The sequence below is a fragment of the Variovorax sp. LjRoot175 genome, assembly GCF_964253805.1.
Taxonomy (GTDB): domain Bacteria; phylum Pseudomonadota; class Gammaproteobacteria; order Burkholderiales; family Burkholderiaceae_C; genus Variovorax.
The window spans coordinates 2146236-2169949 of record NZ_CAXURY020000001.1; the positions used below are offsets into that span (position 1 = coordinate 2146236).

General features: G+C 67.7%; 25 protein-coding genes. 19 read left to right on the top strand and 6 right to left on the bottom strand.

Going from position 1 to position 23714, the window contains the following annotated elements; translation table 11 throughout:
- Window positions 1-44: 44 nt before the first annotated feature.
- The 9 genes from ACSQ89_RS10810 (at window position 45) to ACSQ89_RS10850 (ending at window position 6748) form a co-directional block, all read left to right on the top strand.
- Window positions 45-407: a YciI family protein gene (locus ACSQ89_RS10810; RefSeq protein ID WP_436295209.1), complete on the top strand. Its 363-nt coding sequence runs from the start codon at window positions 45-47 to the stop codon at window positions 405-407.
- The gene (locus tag ACSQ89_RS10815) at window positions 404-763 is read left to right on the top strand and encodes a YciI family protein (protein WP_093109419.1); all 360 of its coding nucleotides are present in this window, start codon (window positions 404-406) and stop codon (window positions 761-763) included. Before ACSQ89_RS10810 ends, ACSQ89_RS10815 begins: the two co-directional genes overlap by 4 nt.
- Window positions 764-818: 55 nt before the next feature.
- On the top strand, window positions 819-2381 hold the full coding sequence (locus ACSQ89_RS10820) for an MFS transporter (protein WP_436295208.1): 1563 nt from the start codon (window positions 819-821) through the stop codon (window positions 2379-2381).
- A gap of 7 nt (window positions 2382-2388) precedes the next feature.
- Window positions 2389-3516 (top strand): chorismate synthase, encoded by a 1128-nt coding sequence (aroC, locus tag ACSQ89_RS10825; protein WP_436295207.1) that lies wholly within the window; start codon window positions 2389-2391, stop codon window positions 3514-3516.
- Window positions 3516-4715 (top strand): MFS transporter, encoded by a 1200-nt coding sequence (locus ACSQ89_RS10830; RefSeq protein ID WP_436295206.1) that lies wholly within the window; start codon window positions 3516-3518, stop codon window positions 4713-4715. Before aroC ends, ACSQ89_RS10830 begins: the two co-directional genes overlap by 1 nt.
- A gap of 319 nt (window positions 4716-5034) precedes the next feature.
- On the top strand, window positions 5035-5292 hold the full coding sequence (locus ACSQ89_RS10835; protein WP_436295205.1) for a hypothetical protein: 258 nt from the start codon (window positions 5035-5037) through the stop codon (window positions 5290-5292).
- A gap of 80 nt (window positions 5293-5372) precedes the next feature.
- A complete protein-coding gene (locus ACSQ89_RS10840; protein ID WP_436296181.1) occupies window positions 5373-5900 on the top strand; it encodes a 2'-5' RNA ligase family protein in 528 nt (175 codons plus the stop codon).
- A gap of 97 nt (window positions 5901-5997) precedes the next feature.
- Window positions 5998-6321, top strand: coding sequence for an AbrB/MazE/SpoVT family DNA-binding domain-containing protein (locus ACSQ89_RS10845; protein ID WP_436295203.1), 324 nt, complete (start codon window positions 5998-6000; stop codon window positions 6319-6321).
- A gap of 19 nt (window positions 6322-6340) precedes the next feature.
- Window positions 6341-6748, top strand: coding sequence for a putative toxin-antitoxin system toxin component, PIN family (locus ACSQ89_RS10850; RefSeq protein ID WP_436296182.1), 408 nt, complete (start codon window positions 6341-6343; stop codon window positions 6746-6748).
- Between the two features lie 5 nt (window positions 6749-6753).
- Here the strand turns inward: ACSQ89_RS10850 and ACSQ89_RS10855 are convergent, their stop codons facing one another.
- The 5 genes from ACSQ89_RS10855 to ACSQ89_RS10875 form a co-directional block, all read right to left on the bottom strand.
- Window positions 6754-7680, bottom strand: coding sequence for a carbohydrate kinase family protein (locus ACSQ89_RS10855; RefSeq protein ID WP_093109414.1), 927 nt, complete (start codon window positions 7678-7680; stop codon window positions 6754-6756).
- A 130-nt stretch (window positions 7681-7810) separates the two neighbouring features.
- Window positions 7811-8749 (bottom strand): ABC transporter substrate-binding protein, encoded by a 939-nt coding sequence (locus tag ACSQ89_RS10860; RefSeq protein ID WP_436296183.1) that lies wholly within the window; start codon window positions 8747-8749, stop codon window positions 7811-7813.
- A gap of 40 nt (window positions 8750-8789) precedes the next feature.
- Window positions 8790-9803, bottom strand: a complete 1014-nt coding sequence (locus tag ACSQ89_RS10865; RefSeq protein ID WP_436295199.1) for an ABC transporter permease subunit — start codon at window positions 9801-9803, stop codon at window positions 8790-8792.
- Between the two features lie 28 nt (window positions 9804-9831).
- Window positions 9832-11379 carry a sugar ABC transporter ATP-binding protein gene (locus ACSQ89_RS10870; RefSeq protein ID WP_436295198.1) on the bottom strand — a complete coding sequence of 516 codons (1548 nt, stop codon included), beginning with the start codon at window positions 11377-11379 and terminating at the stop codon, window positions 9832-9834.
- On the bottom strand, window positions 11372-12616 hold the full coding sequence (locus ACSQ89_RS10875) for an ROK family protein (RefSeq protein WP_093109410.1): 1245 nt from the start codon (window positions 12614-12616) through the stop codon (window positions 11372-11374). The genes ACSQ89_RS10870 and ACSQ89_RS10875 overlap by 8 nt, the downstream gene beginning before the upstream one ends.
- A 329-nt stretch (window positions 12617-12945) precedes the next feature.
- Between ACSQ89_RS10875 and ACSQ89_RS10880 the strand changes: the two genes are divergently transcribed.
- Entirely contained in the window at window positions 12946-14355 is a 1410-nt protein-coding gene (locus tag ACSQ89_RS10880) for an MFS transporter (RefSeq protein ID WP_093109409.1), read from the top strand.
- 107 nt (window positions 14356-14462) lie between these two features.
- Here the strand turns inward: ACSQ89_RS10880 and ACSQ89_RS10885 are convergent, their stop codons facing one another.
- Complete coding sequence (locus tag ACSQ89_RS10885; RefSeq protein ID WP_436295197.1) at window positions 14463-15248, bottom strand: IclR family transcriptional regulator domain-containing protein; 786 nt, start codon at window positions 15246-15248, stop codon at window positions 14463-14465.
- A gap of 160 nt (window positions 15249-15408) precedes the next feature.
- On the opposite strand from ACSQ89_RS10885, the gene ACSQ89_RS10890 reads away from it, so the two are divergent.
- From ACSQ89_RS10890 to ACSQ89_RS10930, 9 genes are read left to right on the top strand one after another with little or no spacing between them, the layout of a single operon-like run.
- Complete coding sequence (locus tag ACSQ89_RS10890; RefSeq protein ID WP_436295196.1) at window positions 15409-16332, top strand: shikimate dehydrogenase family protein; 924 nt, start codon at window positions 15409-15411, stop codon at window positions 16330-16332.
- A 20-nt stretch (window positions 16333-16352) separates the two neighbouring features.
- Entirely contained in the window at window positions 16353-17234 is an 882-nt protein-coding gene (locus tag ACSQ89_RS10895) for a sugar phosphate isomerase/epimerase family protein (RefSeq protein ID WP_436295195.1), read from the top strand.
- Window positions 17231-18397 carry an ABC transporter substrate-binding protein gene (locus ACSQ89_RS10900; protein WP_436295194.1) on the top strand — a complete coding sequence of 389 codons (1167 nt, stop codon included), beginning with the start codon at window positions 17231-17233 and terminating at the stop codon, window positions 18395-18397. The genes ACSQ89_RS10895 and ACSQ89_RS10900 overlap by 4 nt, the downstream gene beginning before the upstream one ends.
- Window positions 18398-18404: 7 nt before the next feature.
- The gene (locus ACSQ89_RS10905) at window positions 18405-19280 is read left to right on the top strand and encodes a branched-chain amino acid ABC transporter permease (RefSeq protein ID WP_093109404.1); all 876 of its coding nucleotides are present in this window, start codon (window positions 18405-18407) and stop codon (window positions 19278-19280) included.
- Window positions 19277-20272 (top strand): branched-chain amino acid ABC transporter permease, encoded by a 996-nt coding sequence (locus tag ACSQ89_RS10910; protein WP_093109403.1) that lies wholly within the window; start codon window positions 19277-19279, stop codon window positions 20270-20272. The genes ACSQ89_RS10905 and ACSQ89_RS10910 overlap by 4 nt, the downstream gene beginning before the upstream one ends.
- Complete coding sequence (locus ACSQ89_RS10915) at window positions 20269-21054, top strand: ABC transporter ATP-binding protein (RefSeq protein WP_170855684.1); 786 nt, start codon at window positions 20269-20271, stop codon at window positions 21052-21054. Before ACSQ89_RS10910 ends, ACSQ89_RS10915 begins: the two co-directional genes overlap by 4 nt.
- Before the next feature lie 2 nt (window positions 21055-21056).
- Window positions 21057-21812, top strand: coding sequence for an ABC transporter ATP-binding protein (locus tag ACSQ89_RS10920; protein WP_093109402.1), 756 nt, complete (start codon window positions 21057-21059; stop codon window positions 21810-21812).
- A 12-nt stretch (window positions 21813-21824) separates the two neighbouring features.
- Window positions 21825-22868: a Gfo/Idh/MocA family protein gene (locus ACSQ89_RS10925; RefSeq protein WP_436295193.1), complete on the top strand. Its 1044-nt coding sequence runs from the start codon at window positions 21825-21827 to the stop codon at window positions 22866-22868.
- Window positions 22865-23701, top strand: coding sequence for a shikimate dehydrogenase family protein (locus ACSQ89_RS10930; RefSeq protein WP_093109400.1), 837 nt, complete (start codon window positions 22865-22867; stop codon window positions 23699-23701). The genes ACSQ89_RS10925 and ACSQ89_RS10930 overlap by 4 nt, the downstream gene beginning before the upstream one ends.
- Window positions 23702-23714: the final 13 nt, after the last annotated feature.

Sequence of the window (23714 nt, forward strand, 5' to 3'; positions counted from 1 at the left end):
CGACCAGTGGGTGTCAGTCACCCAATCCTTTTCCGGAGATGCACATGAAATACCTCTGCATGGTCTATTTCGACCCCAAGCTGCTCGCGACGATGACGCCGAGCGAGCGCGCCACGCTGGACGCCGATTCGATGGACTATGACAAGGAGCTCGATGCGCGCGGCCAACTGGTCGTCGCGGAAGCCCTGCAGTCGGTGAAGACCGCCAAGGTCGTGCAGGTGCGCAAGGGCACGATGTCGCAGACCGACGGCCCCTTCGCCGAAACCAAGGAGCAGCTCGGCGGCTTCATCCTGATCGACGTCCAGGACCTCAACGCCGCGATCCAGGTGGCCGCCAGGATCCCGCTCGCGAAGTACGGCAGCATCGAGGTGCGCCCCATCGCGATGGTCGAGAGGATTGCGTCATGAGATACCTCTGCATGATCTTCGCCACCGACGAGCAGATGAGCGTGCTCTCGCCCGGCGAGATGCGCGACTTCGTCAACGCGCACCTGGATTACGACGACCAGTTGCGCGCGAGCGGGCATTTCGTCGAATCGGAAGGCCTGGAGGCGGCCCGCACTGCCGCCGTCGTGCGCGTGCGCAACGGCAAGCTGTCGGTGACCGACGGCCCCTTCGTCGAAACCAACGAACAGCTCGGCGGCTTCTACCTGGTCGAGGCCGCGAGCGACGAAGAGGCGGTGCGCATCGCCGCCGGCATTCCGTCCTCGCGCGTGGGCAGCATCGAGGTGCGCCCCGTGGTGGTCTGGGAGCACACGCCATGAGCCGCCGGGCCGTTCCCAAGGCGAATACCGCCGCGCGCAGCGCGGAGGTGATTCAATGAACGCCCCGGCCGCCGGCGCCAGGGCCAGCGCGCGCGAATGGATCGGCCTGGCCGTCATCGCGCTGCCCTGCATGATCTATTCGATGGACCTCACGGTCCTCAACCTGGCGGTGCCGCACCTGAGCGCCGCGCTGCATCCCAGCAGCGCCCAGATGCTGTGGATCGTCGACATCTACGGCTTCATGCTCGCGGGTTCGCTGATCACCATGGGCACGCTGGGCGACCGCATCGGCCGGCGCCGGCTGCTGCTGATTGGCGCGGCCTGCTTCGGCATCGCCTCGGTGCTGGCCGCCTTCTCGAGCAGCGCCGCGATGCTGATCGCCACGCGCGCGCTGCTTGGCATCGCAGGCGCCACGCTCGCGCCCTCGACGCTCTCGCTGATCCGCAACATGTTCCTCAACGCCCACGAGCGCAGCGTGGCCATCGGCATCTGGGTCGCGAGCTTCTCGGTCGGCGGCACCATCGGCCCGCTGATCGGCGGGGCGCTGCTCGAGCACTTCTGGTGGGGCTCGGTGTTCCTGATCGGCGTGCCGGTCATGGTGCTGCTGCTCGCGCTCGGGCCCTGGCTCCTGCCCGAGTACCGCGACACGCAGGCCGGGCGGCTCGACCTGCTGAGTGCGGCGCAGTCGCTGTTGTCCGTGCTCGCCGTCATCTATGGCCTCAAGCGCATCGCCGAAGCAGGTATGGGCGTGCTGCCGCTGGCGGCCATTGTGGTGGGCGTGGCGATCGGCATCGCCTTCATCCGCCGGCAGGGGCGGCTGGCCGATCCGCTGATCGAGCTGCGGCTGTTCCGCGTGCCGGCCTTCAGCGCCGCGCTCGCGATCAACACGCTGGCCTTCTTCATCGCCTTCGGCGGGTTCCTCTTCATCGCGCAGTACCTGCAGCTCGTTCTCGGCCTGTCGGCCTTGCAGGCGGGCCTGTGGAGCGTGCCTTCGGGCGTGGCCTTTGCGCTTGGCTCCACGATCGCGCCGCGGCTGGTGCGGCTGGTGCGTCCCGGCTTCGTGGTGGCCGGCGGCCTGCTCGTGGCCGCGGCCGGCTTCGCCTTGCTGAGCACGGTGGACCGCATCGACGGCCTGGTCAGGCTGGTCGTCGCCTACGGGGTTCTGTCGCTGGGGCTTTCGTTCGCCTTCACGCTGGCGGTCGATCTGATGGTCGGCACGGCGCCGCCCGAGCGTGCCGGTGCGGCATCGGCGATCTCGGAAACGAGCTCGGAGTTCGGCGGCGCGCTGGGCATTGCGGTGCTCGGCAGCGTGATCGTCGCCATCTACCGCCACGCCATGGGCGAGGCCCGGATCGACGGCGTACCAAAGGCCGCGCTCGAGGCCGCACGCGCCAATCTGGGTGTTGCTGCGGACACCGCGGCCGCGCTCCCGGGGCCTGCAGGCGCGGCCCTGTTCGATGCCGGGCGCGAGGCGTTCGCGCAGGCCTTCGAGACGACGGCCACCATCAGCGCAGCGGTGGCGCTGGCGGCCGCGGTGCTGGCCGCCATCATGCTGCGACGCGTGGGAAGGCCACCGGCCGCGCCCTCGGGGGATGTGGAGTTGACTTTGTTGGGATAATCGCCGCATGAGCGGCAATACCTTCGGCACCCTTTTCGCGGTCACCAACTTCGGCGAGTCCCATGGTCCCGCGATCGGGTGCGTCATCGACGGCTGCCCGCCCGGCATGGCGCTCAGCGAGGCCGACATCCAGGGCGACCTCGACCGCCGCCGCCCCGGCACCAGCCGCCACGTGACCCAGCGCAACGAACCCGATGCGGTGCAGATCCTCTCCGGCGTGTACGAGGGCAAGACCACCGGCACGCCGATCGCGCTGCTGATCCAGAACACCGACCAGCGCAGCAAGGACTACAGCCAGATCGCGCAGCAGTTCCGCCCCGGCCATGCCGACTTCGCCTACTGGAAGAAATACGGCATCCGCGATCCGCGCGGCGGTGGCCGCTCCTCGGCACGGCTCACGGCGCCGATGGTCGCGGCCGGCGCGGTGGCCAAGAAGTGGCTCAACGAGAAGTACGGCACGGTGTTCCGCGGCTGCATGGCGCAGATCGGCGACATCGCGATCCCCTTCGAGAGCTGGGAGCACGTGCCGAACAATCCCTTCTTCGCGCCCATTGCCGACGTTTCCAAGCTCGAGGCCTACATGGACGCTTTGCGCAAGGCCGGCGACTCCTGCGGCGCGCGCATTCGCGTGACCGCATCGAAGGTGCCGGTAGGCCTCGGCGAGCCGCTGTTCGACAAGATGGATGCCGACATCGCCTGGGCCATGATGGGCATCAACGCCGTCAAGGGCGTGGAGATCGGCGCCGGCTTCGCGAGCGTCACGCAGCGCGGCACCGTGCACGGCGACTCGATCACGCCCGAGGGCTTCGAGAGCAACAACGCGGGCGGCACGCTCGGCGGCATCACCACCGGGCAGGATCTTGAGGTCAGCATCGCGATCAAGCCGACCAGCTCGATCATCAGCCCGCGCCGGTCGGTCGATGTCAACAACCAGCCGGTCGAGGTTGTCACCAAGGGCCGGCACGACCCCTGCGTCGGCATCCGCGCGACGCCGATCGCCGAGGCGATGCTGGCGCTGGTCGTGATGGAGCATGCGCTTCGCAACCGCGCGCAATGCGGCGACGTGCAGGGAGAGCAGGAACAGGGGCAAGCCGACGCCGACGCGCGGCCGTCGCCACAGGCGTCTTTCCTCTAGTGCCGGCCCCGGCCCCGGCCCCGGCCCCGGCCCCTGCTGCGGGCGGCCGCGGCCACCTGCTGGCCTTCGCGGCACTCTCGGCCAGCTACTTCGCGCACATCGGCTTCTTCAATCCCTACCTGCCGCTGTGGCTGAAGGATCTGGGGCTGCCGATCTTCACCATCAGCCTCTTGACCTCGGTGCAGTCGATCACGCGGGTCTTCGCGCCTTATGCATGGGGCGCGGTGAGCGACCACACGGGGCATCGCGTGCTGCTGCTGCGCATCAGCGCGGCCGTGGCGCTGGTGTCCTCGTTCGGGCTGTGGTGGCACGGCGGCGCCTGGTGGCTGGGCCTGGTGCTGCTGGTGATGTTCACTCACACCAGTTCGATGATGTCGCTCACCGAAGCGGCCATGGCGCACCTGGTGGCCGGCGACTGGGGGCGCTACGGCCGCATCCGGCTCTGGGGCTCGGCGGGATTCCTGGTCACGGTCTTCTTTGCCGGCGAATGGTTCGAGCATTTCGGCATGGGGCACTTTCCAGCCTGGGCGGGCGGCACGCTCGCCATTGTGCTGATCGCGACCTTGCGCCTGCCCGACGTGCGCGAACCGGCGGCGGCCCACTCGATGGTGAAGGATCCGGTCGGGCCGGTGCTGCGCATTCCGGCGGTGCGCTGGTTCTTCATGTCGCTGTTCTTCCACGTGATGGCGCACTTCGCGGTCTACGGCTTTCTCTCGCTGTACCTCGATTCGCTCGGCTACGGCAAGGGGACCATCGGCTTGCTGTGGGCGCTGTCGGTGGTGGCCGAGATCGCCTGGTTCTACCTGCAGGGCCGGCTGCTGGGCCTGTTCGCCATGCCGCGCTGGCTCCTGATCTGCGGCGTCGCCGCCGTGCTGCGCATGGGGATCACCGCGGGATGCGGCCCCTGGGTCTGGGCGCTGGCGGCGGCGCAGGCCCTGCACGCGCTCTCGTTCGCCGCGCACCACACGGCCTGCATCGCGATGGTGTCGCGCCATTTCCCGGGGCGGCTGCGCGGGCGCGGGCAGGCGCTCTTCACCGTGATCGGCTATGGCTTCGGCGGCGTGCTCGGGGTGCTGGCCGGCGGCGCGATCGCGCAGTACTTCGGCTATGTCGCGATGTTCGGCGTGGCGACGCTGCTTGCCGTGGTGGGCAGCATTTGCGCGTGGCGGGCGCAGCGGCTGGAAGCGGGCGCATTCTGATCTAACGGAGTTGCCCGCTCGGCCCGCGGCACACCCCGAAGGCGCAAGAGGCGCGAGGGACGGCGACGCGCGACGATATTCGACTTGAGTCGATATGCGACCGGCGCAGTGGCCAAGTGTTTCGGGTTGACGGCCAGCTAGGGCTGAGGGAAATCCAGCGAGGCCGCGTCGGCCGGTCAGGTCGTCCGGAGGTGCCGCGGAGATACCGTGATACCCCGCAGAACAAAAGAACGATACCGCGACGAGATCCAGTTCACATGCACAGGAGAAGCGCAACAATCCTGGCGCCCTCCACCCGAGAACCGCGGAAGGACCGTCGATGGATAACAGCTACAGGCTGGTCTCGATCCTGGACAGAGAGTTGGCCGCCTCTGGCGTCTCGTACGCTCACGCCGGCCAAGCCGTTGGAATCTCCGAAAGGAGTTTAGAGCAGGCGTTCCTGACCGGTGAACTCAAGCTTTCCGTGATTGATGCAATCGTGGCGCTTCTAGGCTTGCAATTCGACGACCTCCTGCGAGAGGTCGCAGAGTCATCCTTGCGCAGCAGGGTTGATTCGGACTCGCCGGCGCGCCTGTGACGGGTGTGAAAGGACGCGTGAGGTTCGAAGACCAAGATCAGACATTCCGTATCGGCAGCTGATGACTATCATTCTGGTCCATGCCGATATCCGCGTTCGCTGTCAAGGTGCCCTCGGCTGAGCCGCTTGTCGGCGACCTGCGCCAGCGCTTCGATGCGACTGCAAAGCTCGGTGTCCCGGCGCACATCACCTTGCTGGTTCCCTTTATGGACCCGCAGCACATCACACCTGCAGTCCTCGACCAGGTGCAGCACGCGCTCGCGCGAGTCGCTGCATTCTCGTTTTCGCTGGTGAAAGTCGCTCGGTTCCCAACGACGACATATCTCGCGCCTGAACCTTCAGAGCCGTTCGTCGCTATGACCATGGCTCTTGTAGAAGTCTTTCCGGATTTCCTGCCGTACGGCGGGGAGCACCAAAGAGTCGTTCCACACCTTACCGTTGCGCACGGTGAGGCCTCCGAAGCCGATGAAGCCGCGGCTGAATTGCAAGTTCGGCTCGGAGCATCCGGTGCCGTCAAGGCGGAGTGCAGCTCGGTCGTGCTGCTTGAGAATTCATCGGGCCGCTGGAATGAGTTGCACATGTTCCGGCTGTCACAGGCCAGCGCGTAGCTGTTCCTCGGGCCCCGCCATGAGACAGCATGCGGGCCGGTTGATTTCGCAACGAAGAGTCGGCTAAAGTAAGGATTCCTTACTTTGAGAAATTCCCATGCTTGCCAAGATGACCTCCAAGAACCAGCTCACGCTGCCGCGCAGCGTGACGGACCAGGTCGGCGCCACGGAGTACTTCGACGTCGCGGTGCACGACGGCCAGATCGTGCTGACGCCGGTGCGCATCCAGCGTGGCGATGCGGTGCGTGCCAAGTTGGCCGCGCTGGGTCTGACCGACGCGGATGTTCGCGATGCCGTCGATTGGGCACGGCAGGGGGCCGAACCGGCTGCGCTGATGGCTGCCGAGCCGCCGCCTGCCTATCGCGTCAAGCGTGCGCGCTCGGCTGGCAGCGCTCCCGCCAAGACCAGGCGCAAGGCCTGAGCGCGTGGCCGCCCGGCGGGTGGTGTTCGACACCAATGTAGTTCTTTCGGCCTTGCTGTTCGGCGGACCGGCGACACGGCGGCTGCGCGAGCTGTGGCAGCAGGGCGCGTGCACGCCGCTGGTCAGCACGGCGACCGCAGGCGAACTGGTGCGCGTGCTGGGCTATCCGAAGTTCAGGCTTTCACCACAGGAGCGCGAGGAGCTGTTGGCCGACTATCTTCCCTTTGCGCAGGTCGTGACGCTGCCCAATCCGCCGCCCGTCGTACCAGCGTGCCGTGACCCCTTCGACGCGCCCTTCCTGCAACTCGCGGTCACGGGCAAGGCGACGCTGGTGACGGGCGACCGCGATCTCCTGGTGCTGTCAGGGGCAACCAAGTTCCCCATCCTCGCCATCGAGCCGTTCATCGAGGGATTCGCTTCCCTCTGAAGGCCTCAGTTCAGCTTGTCGCGCCGCGGCATGTCGGCGCCGCGCCGCGAACAGGTGATCGCGGCGGCCCGGGCGGCAAAGCGCAGCAGATCGACGAGCGATGCATGGCCGAGCGCCGACAGCGCCTCGGGTGTGAGTGCATCGTGCTCGTCCAGCCAGGTCAGGAGGGCCGCCTGGAAGGTATCGCCCGCGCCCACCGTGTCCACCACCTCGGTCTCCGGCGCCGGCACGTCGGCCTGCGCCGCCCCGGTCCACGCGCTCGCCCCATGGCGGCCGCGCGTCACCGCGACCAGGTTCACGCCCCGCTCGAGCCAGCGTGCCGCAACCTGCTCCGGCGTTTCGGCCGGATAGAGCAGGCCCAGGTCTTCGTCGCTGACCTTGACCAGGTGCGCGATCGACGCCATCTGCTCGACCACCGCGCGCCAGTGCGCGAGGTCGGGCTCGACGTTGAGGCGCACGTTGGGGTCGTAGGCGATCAGGCGCCGTTCGCGCTCGCGCGCCGCCAGTGCGCGCAGCGCGCTTCCGACCGGCTCCACCGCGAGCGCGTAGGAGCCGAACTGCAGCACGCGCGCCGCTGTAGGCAGCGCCGGCAGCGTGTCGTGCGTGATCTGCCGGTCCGCCGCACCCGTTCCATGGAAGGCATAGCGCGGCACGCCGGCGGCGTCGACGCTGATCACGCTGAGCGTGCTCGGTGCGTCGCTGCGCAGCACCAGCGAGGTGTCGACGCCTTCGGCGCGCAGCGAGGCCAGCAGGCGCTCGCCGCAGGCATCGGTCGACAGTCCCGCCAGGAAGGCCACCGGCCGTTCCAGCCGGGCCAGCCCCTGCGCCACGTTGAGCGGCGAGCCGCCGATGCGCGCATCGAGCGTCATGCCGGTGGCCGTCCATTCGCCCATGTAGACATCCATCAGGGCTTCGCCGCAGACCACGAACATACTTGTCCTTCGAAGAGCTTCAAACGGTTGAAGAAACCGAAACCAGTCCGCCGCCGGGCCGCCCCAAGGCGGACTGCGGCCCCCTTGGGGGGTAGCGAGTACACGAAGTGACGGAGCTTGGGGGCCACATTCAGCGGGGCGCCTGCCAGCCCTTGTAGTCCTTGACGTTCGTGCGCGTGATCAAGGTCGAGGGCAGCAGTGTCATCGGATTGGCGGGCTTCTTGCCGTTCATGATGTCCAGCCCGATCTCGACCGCCTTCTGCGCAATCATGTACGGGTCCTGGCTGGCCGAGGCCTGTACCTGCGTGTCGCTCTTGAGCGCCGTCTCGATGTCGGGCGCGCCGTCGACCGAGGTGATGACGATGTTCTTGCGGTTCAGCTGCTTGGCCGCGAGATCGGTGCCGATGGCCTGCGGATCGTTGATCGCGAACACGGCGTCGATCTTCGGGAAGCGCGTCAGGTGGTTCTGCATCACGTTGAGGCCGCCTTCGCGCGATCCCTTGGCGTCCTGGTCGTCCGACAGGATCTTGATGTCGGGGCTCTTCTTCAGCACCGTCTTGCAGCCGTTGACGCGGTCGATCACGGCCGATACCTGCGGGCCGTTCTGGATGATCACATTGCCCTTGCCGCCGAGCTTCTCGACGATGTACTGGCAGGCGAGCTCGCCGGCCTGCACGTTGTTGGTCTGCACGGTCGCATCGGCGCCGTTGGCCGCCACGTCGACGCCCACCACGACGATGCCGGCCTTCTTCGCCTTCTGCAGCGCGGGCTCGATGGCCTTGGCGTCGACCGCGTTGACGAGGATCATGTCCGCGCCCGAGGCGATGAAGCCGTCGATCTGCGAGAACTGCTTGTTGAGGTCGTAGTCGGCCGACAGTGCATTGACCTTGGCATTCGGGCTGTACTGCTTGACCTTGGCTTCGGCGCCCTTGGCGAGCGAGACGAAGAAGGGGTTGCCGAGCGAGCCGAGCGTGATGCCGACGCTCTTGATCTGCTTGTTCTGGGCTTGCGCCGCCGGGGCAGCGAGGGCCGCGGCGATCACGGCGAGTGCGAACAATGACTTGCGCATGGAATAGTCTCCTGGTCGTGGTTGGGGAAATGAAAGGGGTTCAGGTACGAGCCGAGTCCTTGCGGCGGTAGCGGTCCAATGCGACGGCGCCGATGATCACCAGGCCCTTGACGATGTACTGCCAGATGTCCGAGACACCCATCAGGATCAGGCCGTTGGTCAGCACCGCGATGATCAGCGCGCCGATCAGCGTACCGAGGATCGAGCCCGTGCCGCCGACGAAGCTGGTGCCACCGAGGATCACCGCCGCGATGGCGTCGAGTTCGTACGAGGCGCCGAGCTGCAGGCCGTTGGCCGCATAGAGCCGTGCCGAGGCCATGACCCCGCCCAGGCCCGAGAGCAGCCCCGAGGTGCAGTAGACGAACAGCAGCACCGCCCAGACCTTGATGCCCGCCAGGCGCGCGGCTTCGGGATTGCCGCCGACCGAGTAGATGTTCAGGCCCAGCACGGTGCGGCGCAGGATGAACCACGACAGCGCCACCACCGCGAAGGCGATGATCACCAGCCAGGGCACGCCCAGCACCTCGCCGTTGCCGATGAAGGCGAAGGGCAGCTGCGGGTTGAACACGGTGGTGTCGTTGCCGAGCAGCCGCGCGATGCCGCGCACTGCGGTCAGCGAGCCCAGCGTCACGATGAAGGGCGGCAGTTTGACGAAGGCGATCAGCACCCCGTTGATCAGGCCGAACAGCAGCCCGCAGGCCAGGCCGGCGGCAATGCCGAGCATGCCGAACTCCGGCACGTTCGACACCAGCATTGCCACCACTGCGGAGGCCGCGAGGATCGAGCCCACCGACAGGTCGATGCCGCCGGTGAGGATCACGAAGGTCATGCCGGCGGCCAGCACGATATTGATCGAGGCCTGCTGCGTCATGATCGACAGGTTCTGCAGGCTGAAGAAGTTGTCGCTCGCGAAGCTGAAGCCGATGCACAGAAGCACCAGCACCGGCAGCATGCCGAGCGCACGCATGATTTCGCGGCCGGAAGCGCCGCTAAGCGCGCGGGGCAGGGCGGGGTTGGCCGGCGCCGGGAAGGCGGGGGAGGTCTGCTTGCTCATGGGGATGTCTCCTGTTGCGCCGTCTGTCTCAGTGCAGCACGGGCGCGTGGGTGGCGGCCGCGCCGGTGGCGAGCGCGACGATGTTTTCCTGGGTGATGGGCAGGCCGCTCGCGCCGCCCACCTCGCCGACGAGATGGCCTTCGCGCATCACGATCACGCGGTCGCAGATGCCGACCACCTCGGCCAGTTCGCTGGAGATGACGAGCACCGCGACGCCGCGCCGCGCCAGCTCGTCGATCAGGCGGTAGATCTCGCTCTTGGCGCCGATGTCGACGCCGCGCGTCGGCTCGTCGAGGATCAGCACCTTCGGCGCGAGTTCGAGCAATCGGGCGAGCAGCACCTTCTGCTGATTGCCGCCGGACAGCGAGCCGACGTTGACCCGCGCCGAGGGCACGCGGATCGACAGCTGCGCGATCGCGTCGCGCGCGCGCTGGGCGGCGCGCTTGCCGTCCATCACGCCGCCGGCGTTCGCGTCGCGCGGGCACACCATCACGTTGATGTTGTCGCGCACCGATTGGTCGAGGAACAGGCCCTGGCCCTTGCGGTCCTCCGTGAGGTAGAGGATGCCGGAGCGGATCGCGTCGATGGGCCTGGCGATCTTCAGCAGCGCGCCGCTGCCGTTGAGGGAGACCTCGCCGCCGGTGCTCGGATCGGCGCCGAAGATCAGGCGTGCCAGCTCGGTGCGACCGGCGCCGACCAGGCCGGCCAGGCCGAGCACTTCTCCCGCATGCAGCTCGAAGCTGCAGTCGTGCACGCGCCGGCCGTCGCTGAGGCCGCGCACCGTGAGCGCCTTGTCGCCGGTGTGCTGGCCGTGGTGCTCCTTGCGGTAGAAGCCCGAGAGATCGCGGCCCACCATCATCTTCACCAGCTTGTCGCGCGAGAGCTCGGCGCGGGTCAGCGTGCCGACGTAGGCGCCGTCGCGCAGCACGGTGACCTCGTCGGCGAGCTCGTCGATCTCGTCCATGCGGTGGCTGATGTAGAGGATCGCCAGGCCTTCGTCGCGCAGGCGCTTGATCAGCGCGAACAGGCGGTCGGTCTCGTGGGTCGATAGCGGTGTGGTCGGTTCGTCCATCACCAGGATGCGGCAGTCGAAGTGCACCGCGCGCGCGATCTCGACCAGCTGCCGCTGCGCGATCGAGAGCGTCGCGACGCGGGTCGCCGGGCCGAAGTCGGCGCCCAGGCGCTGCAGCGTCGCCTCGCAAGCGCTGGCCATGCCGGCGCGGTCGACCAGGCCGCCGCGTCGCAGCGCCCGGCCCATGTAGATGTTCTCGGCCACGCTGAGGTTGGCCGCGAGGCTCAGTTCCTGGTAGATCACCGACACGCCGAGGTGCTTGGCCGCGAGCGGGCCGTCGATGTGGACCTGCTTGCCGTCGATCAGGATCTCGGCGCCGGGGTCGGGCATGTAGGCGCCCGACAGCACCTTCATCAGCGTCGACTTGCCGGCGCCGTTCTCGCCCATCAGCGCATGTACGTGGCCGGCGCTGGCGCGCAGCCGCACGTCCTGCAGCGCCTTGACGCCGGGGAAGGTCTTGGAAATCTTGCGCAGCTCCAGCAGCGCGGGGGGTGCTTCATGCATTCGCTGTCTCCGGGTGGCGGGGGCGTGAACGTCCGCGCAGCACGTCCGCGCGCGGCGAGAAGTTGAAGAACATCGGCAGGCTGGCCGCGCCGATCGCGCCGGCGTCGGCGCGGAAGCTGCCGCGCAGGATCCGCGGGGTCTGGCGCGCCTCGGGCGCGATCGCGCGCAGGCCTTCGTCGAGGCGCTTCATGAGCTCGTCGATCAGGCCGCTGTCGATGTCGCAGTCGATCACCACCACCGGCAGGTCCAGCACGGCCAGCGATGCGCGCGTCGAAGGCACCAGCGCATCGACGCAGTCGTCGAGCCATTCGCGCACCTCGGGCCGGCCGGACTTGACGCATGCCTCGAGCTCGGCATGGCCGCGCACCGCGATGCCGTGGTGGCGCAGGTGGCGCGCCAGCGCGTTGAGCGAGGCGCGCGAGAGCAGGATGTCCCAGCGCCGGTCCGACACCGGGGCCGAGGCCAGGCGGCTGGGCGGCACCGGCATCAGGCCGAGGTCGGCCGCGTTGCCGGTGGGGCCGCGCAGGCTTTCGCCGCCGATCACCGCACCTGCGCCGAGTGCCGCGCCGATGAAGATGTAGAGGAAGTCGTTCTCCTCGCGGCCGATGCCGAAGAACAGCTCCGCGATCGCGGCCGCGTTGCCGTCGTTTTCCTTGAAGACGGGCTGGTCCACGGCGCGCGCGAGCATCGCGCCGAAGTCGACCTCGTCCCAGATGCGGAAGTCCGCCTTCAGGTCGAGTTCGCGCAGCCAGCTGCCGAGGTTGTAGGGCTGCGCCAGGCCGACGCCCATGAGCCGGCGGTGCTGCGCCGCGTCGAGCGTGGCCATCATGCGGCTCACGTCCTTGTGCACCAGCGCCAGCGCACGGTCGGGGTGGGGCAGCAGCAGGTCGTGCGCCGCACGGGCCAGGATCTTGCCGCCGAGGTCGATCATCACCGTCTCGATGCTGGTGCGGTCCAGCCGCACGCCGATGCCGTAGGCGCCTTCGGGATTGACGCGGTAGAGCCCGGCGGGCTGGCCGCGCTGGCCTTCCTGCCGGCGGCCCGCGGGTTCGATCAGCCGCGATTCCTCGAGCGACTGCACGATGCTGCCGACCGCCGTGTTCGTGAGCTGGGCCCAACGTGCCAGATCCGCCTTCGACGCCTCGCCGGCCCGGCGCAGCCGCTGCAGCAGGCTGCGCTCGTTGTAGAGGCGCAGGTTGACCGAGTTGGTGCCCCGACCGGGACCGGCTGTCGTCACTGGCTGTCTCCTGGCCCCGGTGCCGAGGCGCAATTAATTAATTCAAGTTGAATAAATAGTAGAAGCAAGCGCCGGCGAGCCATCCAGGGTTAACCCGGAAAAATGCAAGAAAGTATGTGTTGGGGCCCGTTGCGCACGTCGTGAAGGGGTGCGAAAGCAAGACCGTATCGGTCAGGGCATCCTGTCCCATGAACCCGGGGACAAACCCCGATTCCGCGCGAAAGTCGCACGAGACTGATCGATGATCGATCGAAACCCCTGTCCGCGACATTGCCGGCGCTCCGGGGGCGCACCTACAGTCGCCTCGCCCCTTCCCAACGGAGACACACATGAGCAAACCCCAGGAGCACGAGCCGCAAGGCCGGCACCAGTCGAAGAAGGCCGCTGCCAGCGGCTGGATCGGCTCGGCCCTCGAGTACTACGACTTCTTCATTTACGCCACCGCAGCAGCGCTGATCTTTCCGCAGATCTTCTTTCCCAAGGGCGATCCGAATATCGCCATCGTCGCCTCGCTCGCGACCTATGGCGTCGGCTACGTGGCGCGCCCGATCGGCGCCTTCTTCCTGGGCCACTGGGGCGACACCCACGGCCGCAAGCAGGTGCTGATCCTGTGCATGTTCCTGATGGGCTTCTCGACCATCGCCGTCGGCCTCTTGCCCACCTACGACCAGGTCGGCCTGCTGGCGCCGGTGCTGCTCGTGATCTGCCGCCTGGTCCAGGGCTTCGCGGTGGCCGGGGAAATCTCGGGCGCCAGCTCGATGATCCTGGAGCACGCGCCCTTCGGGCGCCGCGGCTTCTTCGCCAGCTTCACGCTGCAGGGCGTGCAGGCCGGCCAGATCCTGGCCGCGGCGGTGTTCCTGCCGCTCGCGCACTACATGCCGGAGGATGCCTTCAACAGCTGGGGCTGGCGCATTCCCTTCCTCTTGAGCTTCATCGTCATCGTCGCCGGCTACATCATCCGCCGCGAGGTCGACGAGACGCCCGCCTTCGCCGAGGAAGGCAGCAAGCAGCAGCGCCCGCGCTCGCCGATCGTCGACGCCTTCAAGTACAGCTGGAGGGACATGCTGCGCGTCGTGCTGATGGCGCTGATGAATGTGATCCCCGTGGTCGCCACCATCTTCGGCGCGGCCTATGCGGTGCAGTCCGCCTACGGCATCGGCTTCGCGAAGGACATCTACCTGTGGATTCCCGTGCTCGGCAACATCCTCGCGGTGCTGGTCATTCCATACGTCGGCAACCTCTCGGACCGCATCGGCCGCAAGCCGCCCATCGTCTTCGGCGCGCTGGCCTCGGGCCTCCTGGCCTTCGGCTACCTCTACGCGATCAGCATCAAGAACGTGCCGCTCGCGATCTGCATGTCGCTTTTGATGTGGGGCGTGGTCTACCAGGGCTACAACGCGGTGTTCCCGAGCTTCTACCCCGAGCTGTTCCCGACCCGCACTCGCGTCTCGGCGATGGCGATCTCGCAGAACATCGGCACCGCCGCCACCGCCATGCTGCCGGCGCTGTTCGCCACGGTGGCGCCTCCTGGCGCGGCCAACATCCCGCTGATCGTGGGCTCGCTGGCCTTCGGCATCACGGTCATCTCGGCACTCGCCGCGCTGAGCGCCCGCGAGACCTATCGCATCCACATGAACGACCTCGGCAATCCCGACGCGGCGCCCGTGCCGAAGCCGGAATACGAGCGCCTGCGCGAACAGACGCTGGCCGACGCGAGGATGGCGAAGGCCGCGGTCTGATGGAAACCCCGTTCGCCCTGAGCTTGTCGAAGGGCTGCGCGTGGCTTCGACCCTTCGTCGAGCTCAGGGCAGGCCAAGCTCAGGCCGAACGGTAGTTGGCAGCGCGATCAGATCAGGTTGCGCATCGCCTGCGCCGTTTCGCGCAACACCGGGAGGACGCGGGCGACCGCGTCCTCGCTGCTTTCATGGCCCATGGGCATCGTGATGTTGAGTGCGCCCACCAGGTCGCCGTGCCGGTCGCGCAGCGGCACGGCGATGCCGCGCGAATTGAGGTCCAGCTGCTGCTCCGAGAGCGCCCACCCCTGCGCGCGGATGCGCGCGAGTTCGAGCTTCATGCGCTCCTTGCTCGCGATGGTGTGCGAGGTGAAGACGGTGAGCTCGTGCGTGGCCAGCCAGTGGCCGAGTTCCTCGTCGCCGCGCATCGCCAACATCAGCATGCCCGAGGCCGTGACCTGCGCCGGCACCCGCGCGCCCAGTACATAGCCGGTGCTCATGCTGCGGTTGGGGCCGTTGCGCGCGATGTAGACCACCTCGTCGGCGTCCATCACGCTCAGATACGCGATCTCGTGCGTGCCGGCGGCCACCCGCTGCAGAAAGGGCTGCACGATGCGCGGCAGGCGTGCCGATTCGAGGTAGGACTGGCCCAGGCGCAGCACCCGCGGCGTCAGCCAGAACAGCTTGCCGTCGCCCGCTACGTAGCCCATGTGCTGCAGCGTAAGCAGGTAGCGGCGCGCGGCGGTGCGCGTCATGCTGGTGCGCTGGCCGGCTTCGCTCGCCGTCATGCGCGGGTGGGCGTCGTCGAAGGCCTCGATGATGGACACGCCGCGCTCCAGGCCGGCGATCCAGTCGCGCTTGTCGAGTTCGGGTGGGGCGGGGCGAGTGTCGAGGTTCATTGAGGACAAACCCTGGAATCGTTCGATGATCGATCACTGTAGAACGATCAGCGCGCTATTCTCGCGCCACCGACTTGGATCGTGCAAGTGGGAACCCTACATTAGCGACCATTCCTGCCAAATTGCGCGATAGCCGAACAACTCCGAGCGAGACGCCATCATGTTCCCCTCCATTGCAGGCAGCACCGACCTTTACCTGCTCCCCGGCGATCCGGTGACCAACGTGCGCCTGCCGCGCATGTTCAACAGCGTCTTCGAGCGCTTCGGCATCGACGCGGTGATGGCGCCGGTGCAGGTGGCGACGCGCGACTTCGCGGTCTTCGTCAAGGCCGCCTTCCTCGCCAGGAACGTGCGCGGCATGGTGATCGCGCCGCCGCACAAGCCGCTGGTGGTGGACCTGCTCGACGGCGCCGGCCTGTTCGGCCGCGTCGCCGGCTCCGTCAACGTGGTGCGGCGCATCGCCAACGGCGAGCTCGAGGGCGATCTCTTCGACGGCGAGGGTCTCCTGGGCGCGCTGGACCACTACAACATCCCGTTCCGCGGCAAGCGCGTGCTGATCCTCGGTGCCGGCGTCAGCGCCGCGGCCATCGGCGTCGCGCTGGCCGAGGGCGGCACGGTCCACGGCGCCGAGCACATCGCCTTCCACGACACCTCGGCCGGCAAGGCAGCAGGGGTCGCGGCCAAGCTCGATGCCTTCTTCGACGCGACCACGGTCGCGGTCGACAGCAGCGATCCCGAAGGCTACGACCTGGTCATCAACGCCACGCCGATGGGCCTGAAGGAGGGCGACGCCTTGCCGGTGGACGTGGAGCGCATGGACGCCCACGCGGCGCTATTCGACATCCTGCTGCGCAACCAGCCCACGCCGCTGGTGCGCGCCGCCCGCGCGCGCGGGCTCAACGCGCAGGCCGGCTTCGAGATGCTGATCCAGCAGATGCCGTACTACCTCGACTTCTTCGGCCAGACGGCCGCGGCGCATGGTGTGCGCGACGACGCGCGTTTCCTGCGCGAGCTGATCTACCCAGCCGCAATGGCGGCCGAGATCGACGCCCCGCTGCGCTACCACTCCGACACCGTGGCCTGAAAGGGCGCGCGCAAAGCATCATGGCCATCTCCCTCGACCGTTTCGGCTTCAACACCGTCACCATGGGCGGCGACCTCGGGCACAAGCTCGCATGCATGAAAGCCGCGGGTTTTTCCGGCGTTGAGCTGTGGGCGCGCGACCTGATCGCGCACCCCGCCGGCGTCGAGAAAGCGGCCGAACTGGTGAAGGCCAGCGGCCTCAAGGTCACCGACTTCCAGCCGCTGCGCGATTTCGAATGCGCGCCCGACGCCATGCGGCCGCACCGGCTCGAGATGGCGCGCGAACAGCTGCGCCAGATGGCACTGGTCGGCGCCGACCTGCTGCTGGTGTGCTCCACCACCTCGCCGCTGGCCATCGACGATCCGGAGCGCGCGGCCGAAGACTTGCGCACGCTCGCGACGCTGGCCACGCCGCTCGGCATCCGCATCTGCTACGAGGCCCTGTCCTGGGGCCGCCACGTCAACCGCTGGCACCAGGCCTGGGACATCGTGAAGCGCTGCAACCGCCAGAACGTGGGCCTCAATCTCGATTCCTTCCATATGTCGGTGCATGGCGACGACACGCCCGAGACGCTCGCGCAGCTGGCCCAGGTGCCGGTCGAGAAGATCTTCCTGGTGCAGCTGGCCGACTACTTCTTCGAGTACAGCGACCGCCAGGCCGACATGATCGAGCTCGCGCGCCACCAGCGCCTGTTTCCGGGCGAAGGCCTGCACGACGTGCGCGACCTGGTGCAGCTGCTCGAGGACAAGGGCTACCGCGGCCACTACACCTTCGAGGTGTTCAACGACGACTATGTGAATTCCGACCCCATGGTGGTCGGCCAGCGCGCCATGAAGAGCGCGCGCTGGATCAGCGAGAGCCACGTGAGTACCAGCAATTCAACCCCAAGGAGACAAGCATGACCATCGTTCAGTCGCGTCGATTCGCGATCCAACTCATCGCCGCCTGTGCCGTGGCCGCGGGCGCTTCAGGCACCTTCGCGCAGAACACGATCAAGATCGTCAACATCGTGGAGCTCTCGGGCGGCGGTGCGACCGCCGGCACCAACTTCAAGAACGGCGTCGAGCTGGCGGTGAAGGAGATCAACGCCTCGGGCGGCATCCTCGGCAAGAAGATCGAGTCGAGCACCAGCGACACGCAGAGCAATCCCGGCGTCGCCAAGGGCCTGACGCAGAAGGCGGTGGACAACGAGGTCTTCGCCATCTTCGGCCCCGTGTTCTCGGGCTCGATCATGGTCAGCATGGCCGAGAGCCGCCGCGCCGAGATTCCCAATTTCACCGGCGGCGAGGCGGCCAGCATCACGCAGCAGGGCAACAAGTACATCTTCCGCACCAGCTTCACGCAGACCACCGCGATGCCGAAGGTCGCGCGCTACATCGACCAGCAACTGAAGGCGAAGACGCTGGCCATGATCTACGTGAACAACGACTTCGGCAAGGGCGGCCTCGATTCGATGAAGAAGGCGCTGGCCGCCACGCCGGTGAAGATCGCGGCCGAGATCTCGACCGAGCCGGGCCAGATCGACTTTTCCGCCGCGGTGCTGCGCGCCAAGCAGAGCAATGCCGATGCGCTCTTCGCCTACAGCAACGAGGAAGAGTCGGCGCGCCTGCTGCGCGAGCTGCGCAAGCAGGGCTGGACCAAGCCGATCATCGGCGAGACCACGCTCACCGGGCAGAAGGTGATCGACCTCGCGGGCGAGGCCGCCAACGGCGCGATCGCGCACGTGGGGCTCACGGTCGACGCGCCGAACCCGGCCATCCGCGCCTTCCGCGCCAAGTTCGAGAAGGAATACAAGTACGTCTCGGACCACAACGGCATGAAGGGCTACTCGGGCATCTACCTGTTGAAGGCTGGGATCGAGAAGGCCGGCAAGCTCGACCGCAAGGCCGTGGCCGCCGCGCTGCACGGCCTAAAGGTAAGCACCGCGCAGCAGCCCGGCGTGCTGATGGACGTCAGCGTCGACGCCAACGGCGACCTCGACCGCGAAAGCTTCATGGTGGAGGTGAAGAACGGCAAGCAGGAAGTGATCGCCACGCTGCCGGCCCTGGGCGCAGCCGCCAAGTAGCCCCGCCATGACGGACTTCATCCAGCTCTTCTTGAGCGGGCTGGCCACCGGTAGCATCTATGCGCTGGCTGCGCTGGGCTTCACGCTGCTGTGGCAGGCCAGCGGCACCATCAACTTCGCGCAGGGCGAGTTCGTGATGCTGCCGGCCTTCGCGATGCTCGCCTTCATGTCCTTCGGCGCACCATTCTCGCTGAGTTTCGTGCTGACCATCGTGGTGGCGGTGTTCGTGCTGGGCTGGCTCTTCAAGCGCGGTCTGGTCGATCCGCTGTTCAAGTTCGGGATGATGCCGATCGTGGTGGCCACCATCGGCCTGTCGATCGCGCTGCGCAACGGCGTGCGCGCCGGCTACAGCGCCGAGGCCCATCCGTTCCCCAGCCTCTTCGCCGACAAGCTCTTCAACGTGGCGGGGGTCACCGTCACGATGGCCGACCTCGGCACCTTCGGGCTGGCGGTGGCGATCGTGCTGGCCACGCAGGCCTTCATCTCGAAGACCGTGACCGGCCGCGCGATGCAGGCCGTGGCGCAGAACACCGAGAGCGCGAGCGTGCTGGGCATCAACGTGCCGCGCATGATCTTCTACACCTTCGCCATCAATGCGGCGCTGGCGGTGGCGGCGGCGCTCTTGGTCACGCCCACCTACCTCGCCAAGTTCGACATGGGCGAGGGCCTGGGCACCAAGGCCTTCTTCGCGGCCATCATCGGCGGCTTCAACAACTCGCGCGGCGCGCTGCTCGGCGGCCTGATCGTCGGCGTGGCGGAGAACCTGGCCTCGGCCTACATCTCGCCGGCCTACAAGGACGCGGTGGCGCTGGTCATCTTCATGGTCGTGATCCTGTTCAAGCCGCAAGGCCTGCTGGGCAAGAAAGAGGAGCGCAAGGTATGAAGAAGATGCACCTCGCGCTGATCGCCGTGGCTGCGGCCGCGCTGCTGATCGCGCCCAACTTCCTCAAGAACTACGGCATCTACCTGCTGAGCTACTGGCTGGTGTTCATCATCGCCACCATGGGGCTCAACCTGACGGTGGGCTATGCGGGCCAGAAGTCGCTGGGCCATGCGGCCTTCCTCGGCATCGGCGCCTACACGGTGGCGATCCTCATGAAGGCCGGCATCAGCTTCTGGCTGGGCCTGCCTGCGGCGGCGCTGCTGTGCTTCGCGGTCGGCCTCGTGCTGGGCTTTCCGGCGCTGCGCGTGCAGGCGATCTACCTCGCCTTCGCCACGCTGGGCTTCAACACCGCGATCTGGCTCTTGATGCGCAACGAGGAGTGGCTGACCGGCGGCACCTTCGGCATCAACAACATCCCGCGGCCCGAGCTGGCCGGGCTGTCGCTGGAGGGCAACCTGGCCTACTACTACTTCGTGCTCGCCGTCGCCGTGCTGCTCGCGCTCCTGCTGTGGGGCCTCCTGCGCTCGCCCTGGGGCAAGGCCTTCACCGCGCTGCGCGACAACCCGATCCGCGCCGAGAGCCTGGGGATCAGCGTGCGCAGCTACACCTTGCTGAGCTTTGCCATCGGCGCCGCCTATGCGGGCATCGCCGGCGCGCTGTTCGCCTCGCTGGTGCAGTTCATCGAGCCGGCGCCCTTCACCGTGGCGGCCTCGATCATGATGTACCTGATGGTGGTGGTCGGCGGCCCCGGCTACTTCTGGGGGCCGGTGCTGGGCGCGGCCGTCGGCGTGATCGTGCCCGAGTGGCTGCGCGACGTGCCGGGCGTGGCCGACTGGTACCTGCCGCTGTTCGGCGCCGCCGTGGTGGTGCTGATGGTCTGGCTGCCGGACGGCCTGCTCTCGATCCCCGATCGGATCCGGGCACGCCGCGAAGCGCGCGAGGCCTCGGCCGCGCGCTCCGCTGCTGCCGCGAGCATGGGAGCTGCCACATGAACGCCGTGCTTGCGGAAGCTATCGTGCCGGAGCAGCAAGTGGTGCCGGTTCTTCGCGTGACCGATCTCAGCAAGGCCTACGGCGCCATCCAGGCCGTCGGCGGCGTGAGCTTCGAGGTGCGCCCCGGCGAGATCTTCGGCGTGATCGGTCCCAACGGCTCGGGCAAGACCACGCTGTTCAACAGCATGCTGGGCCAGATCACGCCCGATGCCGGCCGCATCGAACTCAAGGGCGAGGACGTCACCAAGCTGGGTCCGCTCGAGCTCAACCGGCGCGGCGTCGGCCGCACCTTCCAGACGCTGCAGGTGTTCGGCAAGATGACGGTGCGCGAGAACCTGATCGTCGCGGCGCAGGAACACCAGGGCAGCATGTTCAGCCGCATGTTCGCGCCCGGCGACTCGGGCCTGGGGCCGAAGGCCGACGCGCTGATCGACCAGTTCCGCATCCGCCACGTCGCGAACAAGAAGGCCGGCACGCTCTCCTACGGCCAGCAGAAGCTGGTGGACATCGGCATGGCCTTCATGAGCGAGCCCGACCTGGTGCTGCTCGACGAGCCCTGCGCAGGCGTCAATCCCAGCCTGGTCGGCGGACTCTCGACCCTGCTGAAGGACCTGAATCGCACGCGCCGCGGCAGCTTCGTCGTGATCGAGCACAACATGGACTTCGTGATGGACCTGTGCCACCGCATCATGGTGATGGTCGAGGGCAAGGTCATGGCGATCGGCACGCCGGCCGAGATCCGCGCCAACAAGCAGGTGCTCGACGCCTATCTCGGGAATTGATCATGACCACCACCGACACCTGCATCGAATTCGACAACGTGCTGGCGGGCTACAAGGATTTCATGATCCTCAATAACCTGTCCTTCAAGGCCAGGCGCGGCAAGATCACGCTGCTGCTCGGGCCCAACGGCGCGGGCAAGTCGACCGTGCTCAAGACGCTGTTCGGCCTGCTCAAGGTGCGCAACGGGCGGGTCCTGCTCGATGGCGAAGACATCACCGGCGCCAGTCCCAAAGACCTGCTGGTGAAGCACGGCATTGCCTTCGTGCCGCAGGGGCGCAATCTGTTCGGCCAGTTGACGGCCTACGAGAACCTCGAGCTCGGCGGCATCACGCTGGGCATGAAGACCACGCACGAGCGCATTCCCGAAGTGCTCGAGCTCTTCCCGCGCGTGAAGGAGCGCATGAACAGCGCGGCTTCTTCGCTCTCCGGTGGCGAGCAGAAGCAGCTCGAGGTCGGCCGTGCGCTGCTGCTGCGGCCCAAGGTGCTCTTGATCGACGAACCCTCGATCGGCCTGTCGCCGATGGTGGTGCAGGACGTGTTCAGGCTGTTGCGCAAGCTTGCCGACCAGGGCACCACGGTGCTGATGGTCGAGCAGAACGTGAAGAGCGCGCTGAAGATGGCCGACGAGGCCATCGCGCTCGAATCGGGCCGGCTGGTGCTGCACAAGCCGGCCTCCGAACTGCTGGCCGATCCGAACATCGAACGCCTGTTCCTCGGCGGCGCGCATGCCGCCGCGGCGCCGGCCGTCACGGTCTGAGGAGAGGGTGCGATGGACAGGAAGCTGCGCCTCGCGATCGCCGGCGCCGGCCTGATCGGCCGGGCGCATTGGATGCGCATGGTCGCGAACAGCGCCTGCGAATTGATCGGCTTTGCCGACCCGTTCCCGAGCGCGACTGCGCTGGCGGCCGAGGCCGGCGTGCCGCTGTACCCGGACCTCGAAGCGCTGCTGGCCGCGGCGCGGCCCGACGGCGTGGTCCTGGCCACGCCGAACGCGCTGCATGTGCCCGGTGCACTGGCCTGCGTAGCGGCCGGCGTGCCGGCGCTGGTGGAGAAGCCGGTGGCCGATTCCGTGGCGGAAGCCGAGCGGCTGGCCGCGGCGGTGGAAGCCTCCAACGTGCCGGTGTTGGTGGGCCATCACCGGCGCCACAGCGCCGTTCTCGAAGCCGCGCGCGAGACCATCGCCGGCGGCCGCCTCGGCAAGCTGGTGGCCGTGACGGCCAGCGCCACCTTCCACAAGCCCGAGGACTACTTCGAGACCGCCTGGCGCCGGCAGAAGGGCGGCGGGCCGATCCTGATCAACCTGGTGCACGAGATCGACAACCTGCGCGCGCTGGTGGGCGAGATCGTCGAGGTGCAGGCCTTCGCTTCCCATGCGGCGCGCGGCTTCGAGGTGGAGGACACGGTCGCCATCAACCTGCGCTTCGCCAACGGCGCGCTCGGGACCTTCATGCTGTCGGATGCTGCGGCCAGTCCGCGCAGCTGGGAGCAGACCTCGGGCGAGAACAAGGCCTACGACCACCATGCGGACCAGGACTGCTACATCATCGCCGGCACGCACGGCTCGCTGCAGGTGCCCACCCTGCGCGTGCTCGAGTACACGGGCGCGGCCTCGTGGTTCAGCCCGATGGTACGCAGCAGGGTCGACATGCAAGAGACCGATCCGCTCGCGCGCCAGCTCGCTCATTTCTGCGCCGTGGTGCGGCGCGAAGTGCCGCCCCGTGTCACCGTGCGCGATGCCATGCGCACGCTGGCTGTCACCCTTGCGGTCGCCGAGGCCGCGCATACCGGCCTTCGGGTCGCAATCCCATCATGACGATTTCCGGAAAGACCACCCTCATCGCCCACCTCGGTTATCCGACCGAGAGCTTCAAGGCGCCGATGATCTACAACCCCTGGTTCGAACAGCAGGGCATCGACGCCGTGGTGGTGCCGATGGGCATCAAGGCCGAGGACTATGCGGCCGCCTTCGCGTCGCTGTTCCGGCTCACCAACATCCGCGGCGCGCTCGTCACCATGCCGCACAAGATCACGACCATGGACCTGGTCGACGAACTGACGCCGGCCGCCAGGATCGCAGGCGCCTGCAACGCGGTGCTGAAGCGCGCCGACGGCACGCTCGTGGGCGACCAGTTCGACGGCGCCGGCTTCGTGCGCGGCGTGCTGCGCAAGGGCCGCGCGCTCGAAGGCGCGCGCGTGCTGGTGTCGGGCTGCGGCGGCGTGGGCTCGGCGATCGCCGCCTCGCTGGCCGCGGCCGGCGTCGCGCAGCTTTCGCTCTTCGACGCCAACGCGGCGTCGGCGAAGGCCCTCGCGGGCCGGCTCACCACGCACTACTCGAAACTGGGCGTCGCCACCGGCTCCAGCGACCCCGCCGGCTACGACGTGGTGGTCAATGCCACGCCGCTCGGCATGAAGGAGAGCGATCCGCTACCCTTCGACGTCGATCGCATCGCGCCGTCCACCTTCGTCGGCGAGGTCGTGATGAAATCCGAGTACACCCCGCTGCTGCGGGCCGCACGCGACAAGGGCTGCGCGGTCCAGGTCGGCACCGACATGCTGTTCGAAATGATCCCTGCGTACCTCGAATTCTTCGGCTTCGGCACTGCGACGCCGGAAGACCTGCGGGCCGTGGCGCAGATCGCCTATTGAGCGCCTATCTGCC

What these genes read in the sequence shown, in the direction of transcription:
- ACSQ89_RS10810 (WP_436295209.1), top strand. Translation starts at nt 45, where the DNA reads ATGAAATACCTCTGCATGGTCTATTTCGACCCCAAGCTGCTCGCGACG.
- ACSQ89_RS10815 (WP_093109419.1), top strand. Translation starts at nt 404, where the DNA reads ATGAGATACCTCTGCATGATCTTCGCCACCGACGAGCAGATGAGCGTG.
- ACSQ89_RS10820 (WP_436295208.1), top strand. Translation starts at nt 819, where the DNA reads ATGAACGCCCCGGCCGCCGGCGCCAGGGCCAGCGCGCGCGAATGGATC.
- aroC (WP_436295207.1), top strand. Translation starts at nt 2,389, where the DNA reads ATGAGCGGCAATACCTTCGGCACCCTTTTCGCGGTCACCAACTTCGGC.
- ACSQ89_RS10835 (WP_436295205.1), top strand. Translation starts at nt 5,035, where the DNA reads ATGGATAACAGCTACAGGCTGGTCTCGATCCTGGACAGAGAGTTGGCC.
- ACSQ89_RS10840 (WP_436296181.1), top strand. Translation starts at nt 5,373, where the DNA reads ATGCCGATATCCGCGTTCGCTGTCAAGGTGCCCTCGGCTGAGCCGCTT.
- ACSQ89_RS10845 (WP_436295203.1), top strand. Translation starts at nt 5,998, where the DNA reads ATGCTTGCCAAGATGACCTCCAAGAACCAGCTCACGCTGCCGCGCAGC.
- ACSQ89_RS10855 (WP_093109414.1), bottom strand. Translation starts at nt 7,680, where the DNA reads ATGTTCGTGGTCTGCGGCGAAGCCCTGATGGATGTCTACATGGGCGAA.
- ACSQ89_RS10860 (WP_436296183.1), bottom strand. Translation starts at nt 8,749, where the DNA reads ATGCGCAAGTCATTGTTCGCACTCGCCGTGATCGCCGCGGCCCTCGCT.
- ACSQ89_RS10865 (WP_436295199.1), bottom strand. Translation starts at nt 9,803, where the DNA reads ATGAGCAAGCAGACCTCCCCCGCCTTCCCGGCGCCGGCCAACCCCGCC.
- ACSQ89_RS10870 (WP_436295198.1), bottom strand. Translation starts at nt 11,379, where the DNA reads ATGCATGAAGCACCCCCCGCGCTGCTGGAGCTGCGCAAGATTTCCAAG.
- ACSQ89_RS10880 (WP_093109409.1), top strand. Translation starts at nt 12,946, where the DNA reads ATGAGCAAACCCCAGGAGCACGAGCCGCAAGGCCGGCACCAGTCGAAG.
- ACSQ89_RS10885 (WP_436295197.1), bottom strand. Translation starts at nt 15,248, where the DNA reads ATGAACCTCGACACTCGCCCCGCCCCACCCGAACTCGACAAGCGCGAC.
- ACSQ89_RS10890 (WP_436295196.1), top strand. Translation starts at nt 15,409, where the DNA reads ATGTTCCCCTCCATTGCAGGCAGCACCGACCTTTACCTGCTCCCCGGC.
- ACSQ89_RS10895 (WP_436295195.1), top strand. Translation starts at nt 16,353, where the DNA reads ATGGCCATCTCCCTCGACCGTTTCGGCTTCAACACCGTCACCATGGGC.
- ACSQ89_RS10900 (WP_436295194.1), top strand. Translation starts at nt 17,231, where the DNA reads ATGACCATCGTTCAGTCGCGTCGATTCGCGATCCAACTCATCGCCGCC.
- ACSQ89_RS10905 (WP_093109404.1), top strand. Translation starts at nt 18,405, where the DNA reads ATGACGGACTTCATCCAGCTCTTCTTGAGCGGGCTGGCCACCGGTAGC.
- ACSQ89_RS10910 (WP_093109403.1), top strand. Translation starts at nt 19,277, where the DNA reads ATGAAGAAGATGCACCTCGCGCTGATCGCCGTGGCTGCGGCCGCGCTG.
- ACSQ89_RS10915 (WP_170855684.1), top strand. Translation starts at nt 20,269, where the DNA reads ATGAACGCCGTGCTTGCGGAAGCTATCGTGCCGGAGCAGCAAGTGGTG.
- ACSQ89_RS10920 (WP_093109402.1), top strand. Translation starts at nt 21,057, where the DNA reads ATGACCACCACCGACACCTGCATCGAATTCGACAACGTGCTGGCGGGC.
- ACSQ89_RS10925 (WP_436295193.1), top strand. Translation starts at nt 21,825, where the DNA reads ATGGACAGGAAGCTGCGCCTCGCGATCGCCGGCGCCGGCCTGATCGGC.
- ACSQ89_RS10930 (WP_093109400.1), top strand. Translation starts at nt 22,865, where the DNA reads ATGACGATTTCCGGAAAGACCACCCTCATCGCCCACCTCGGTTATCCG.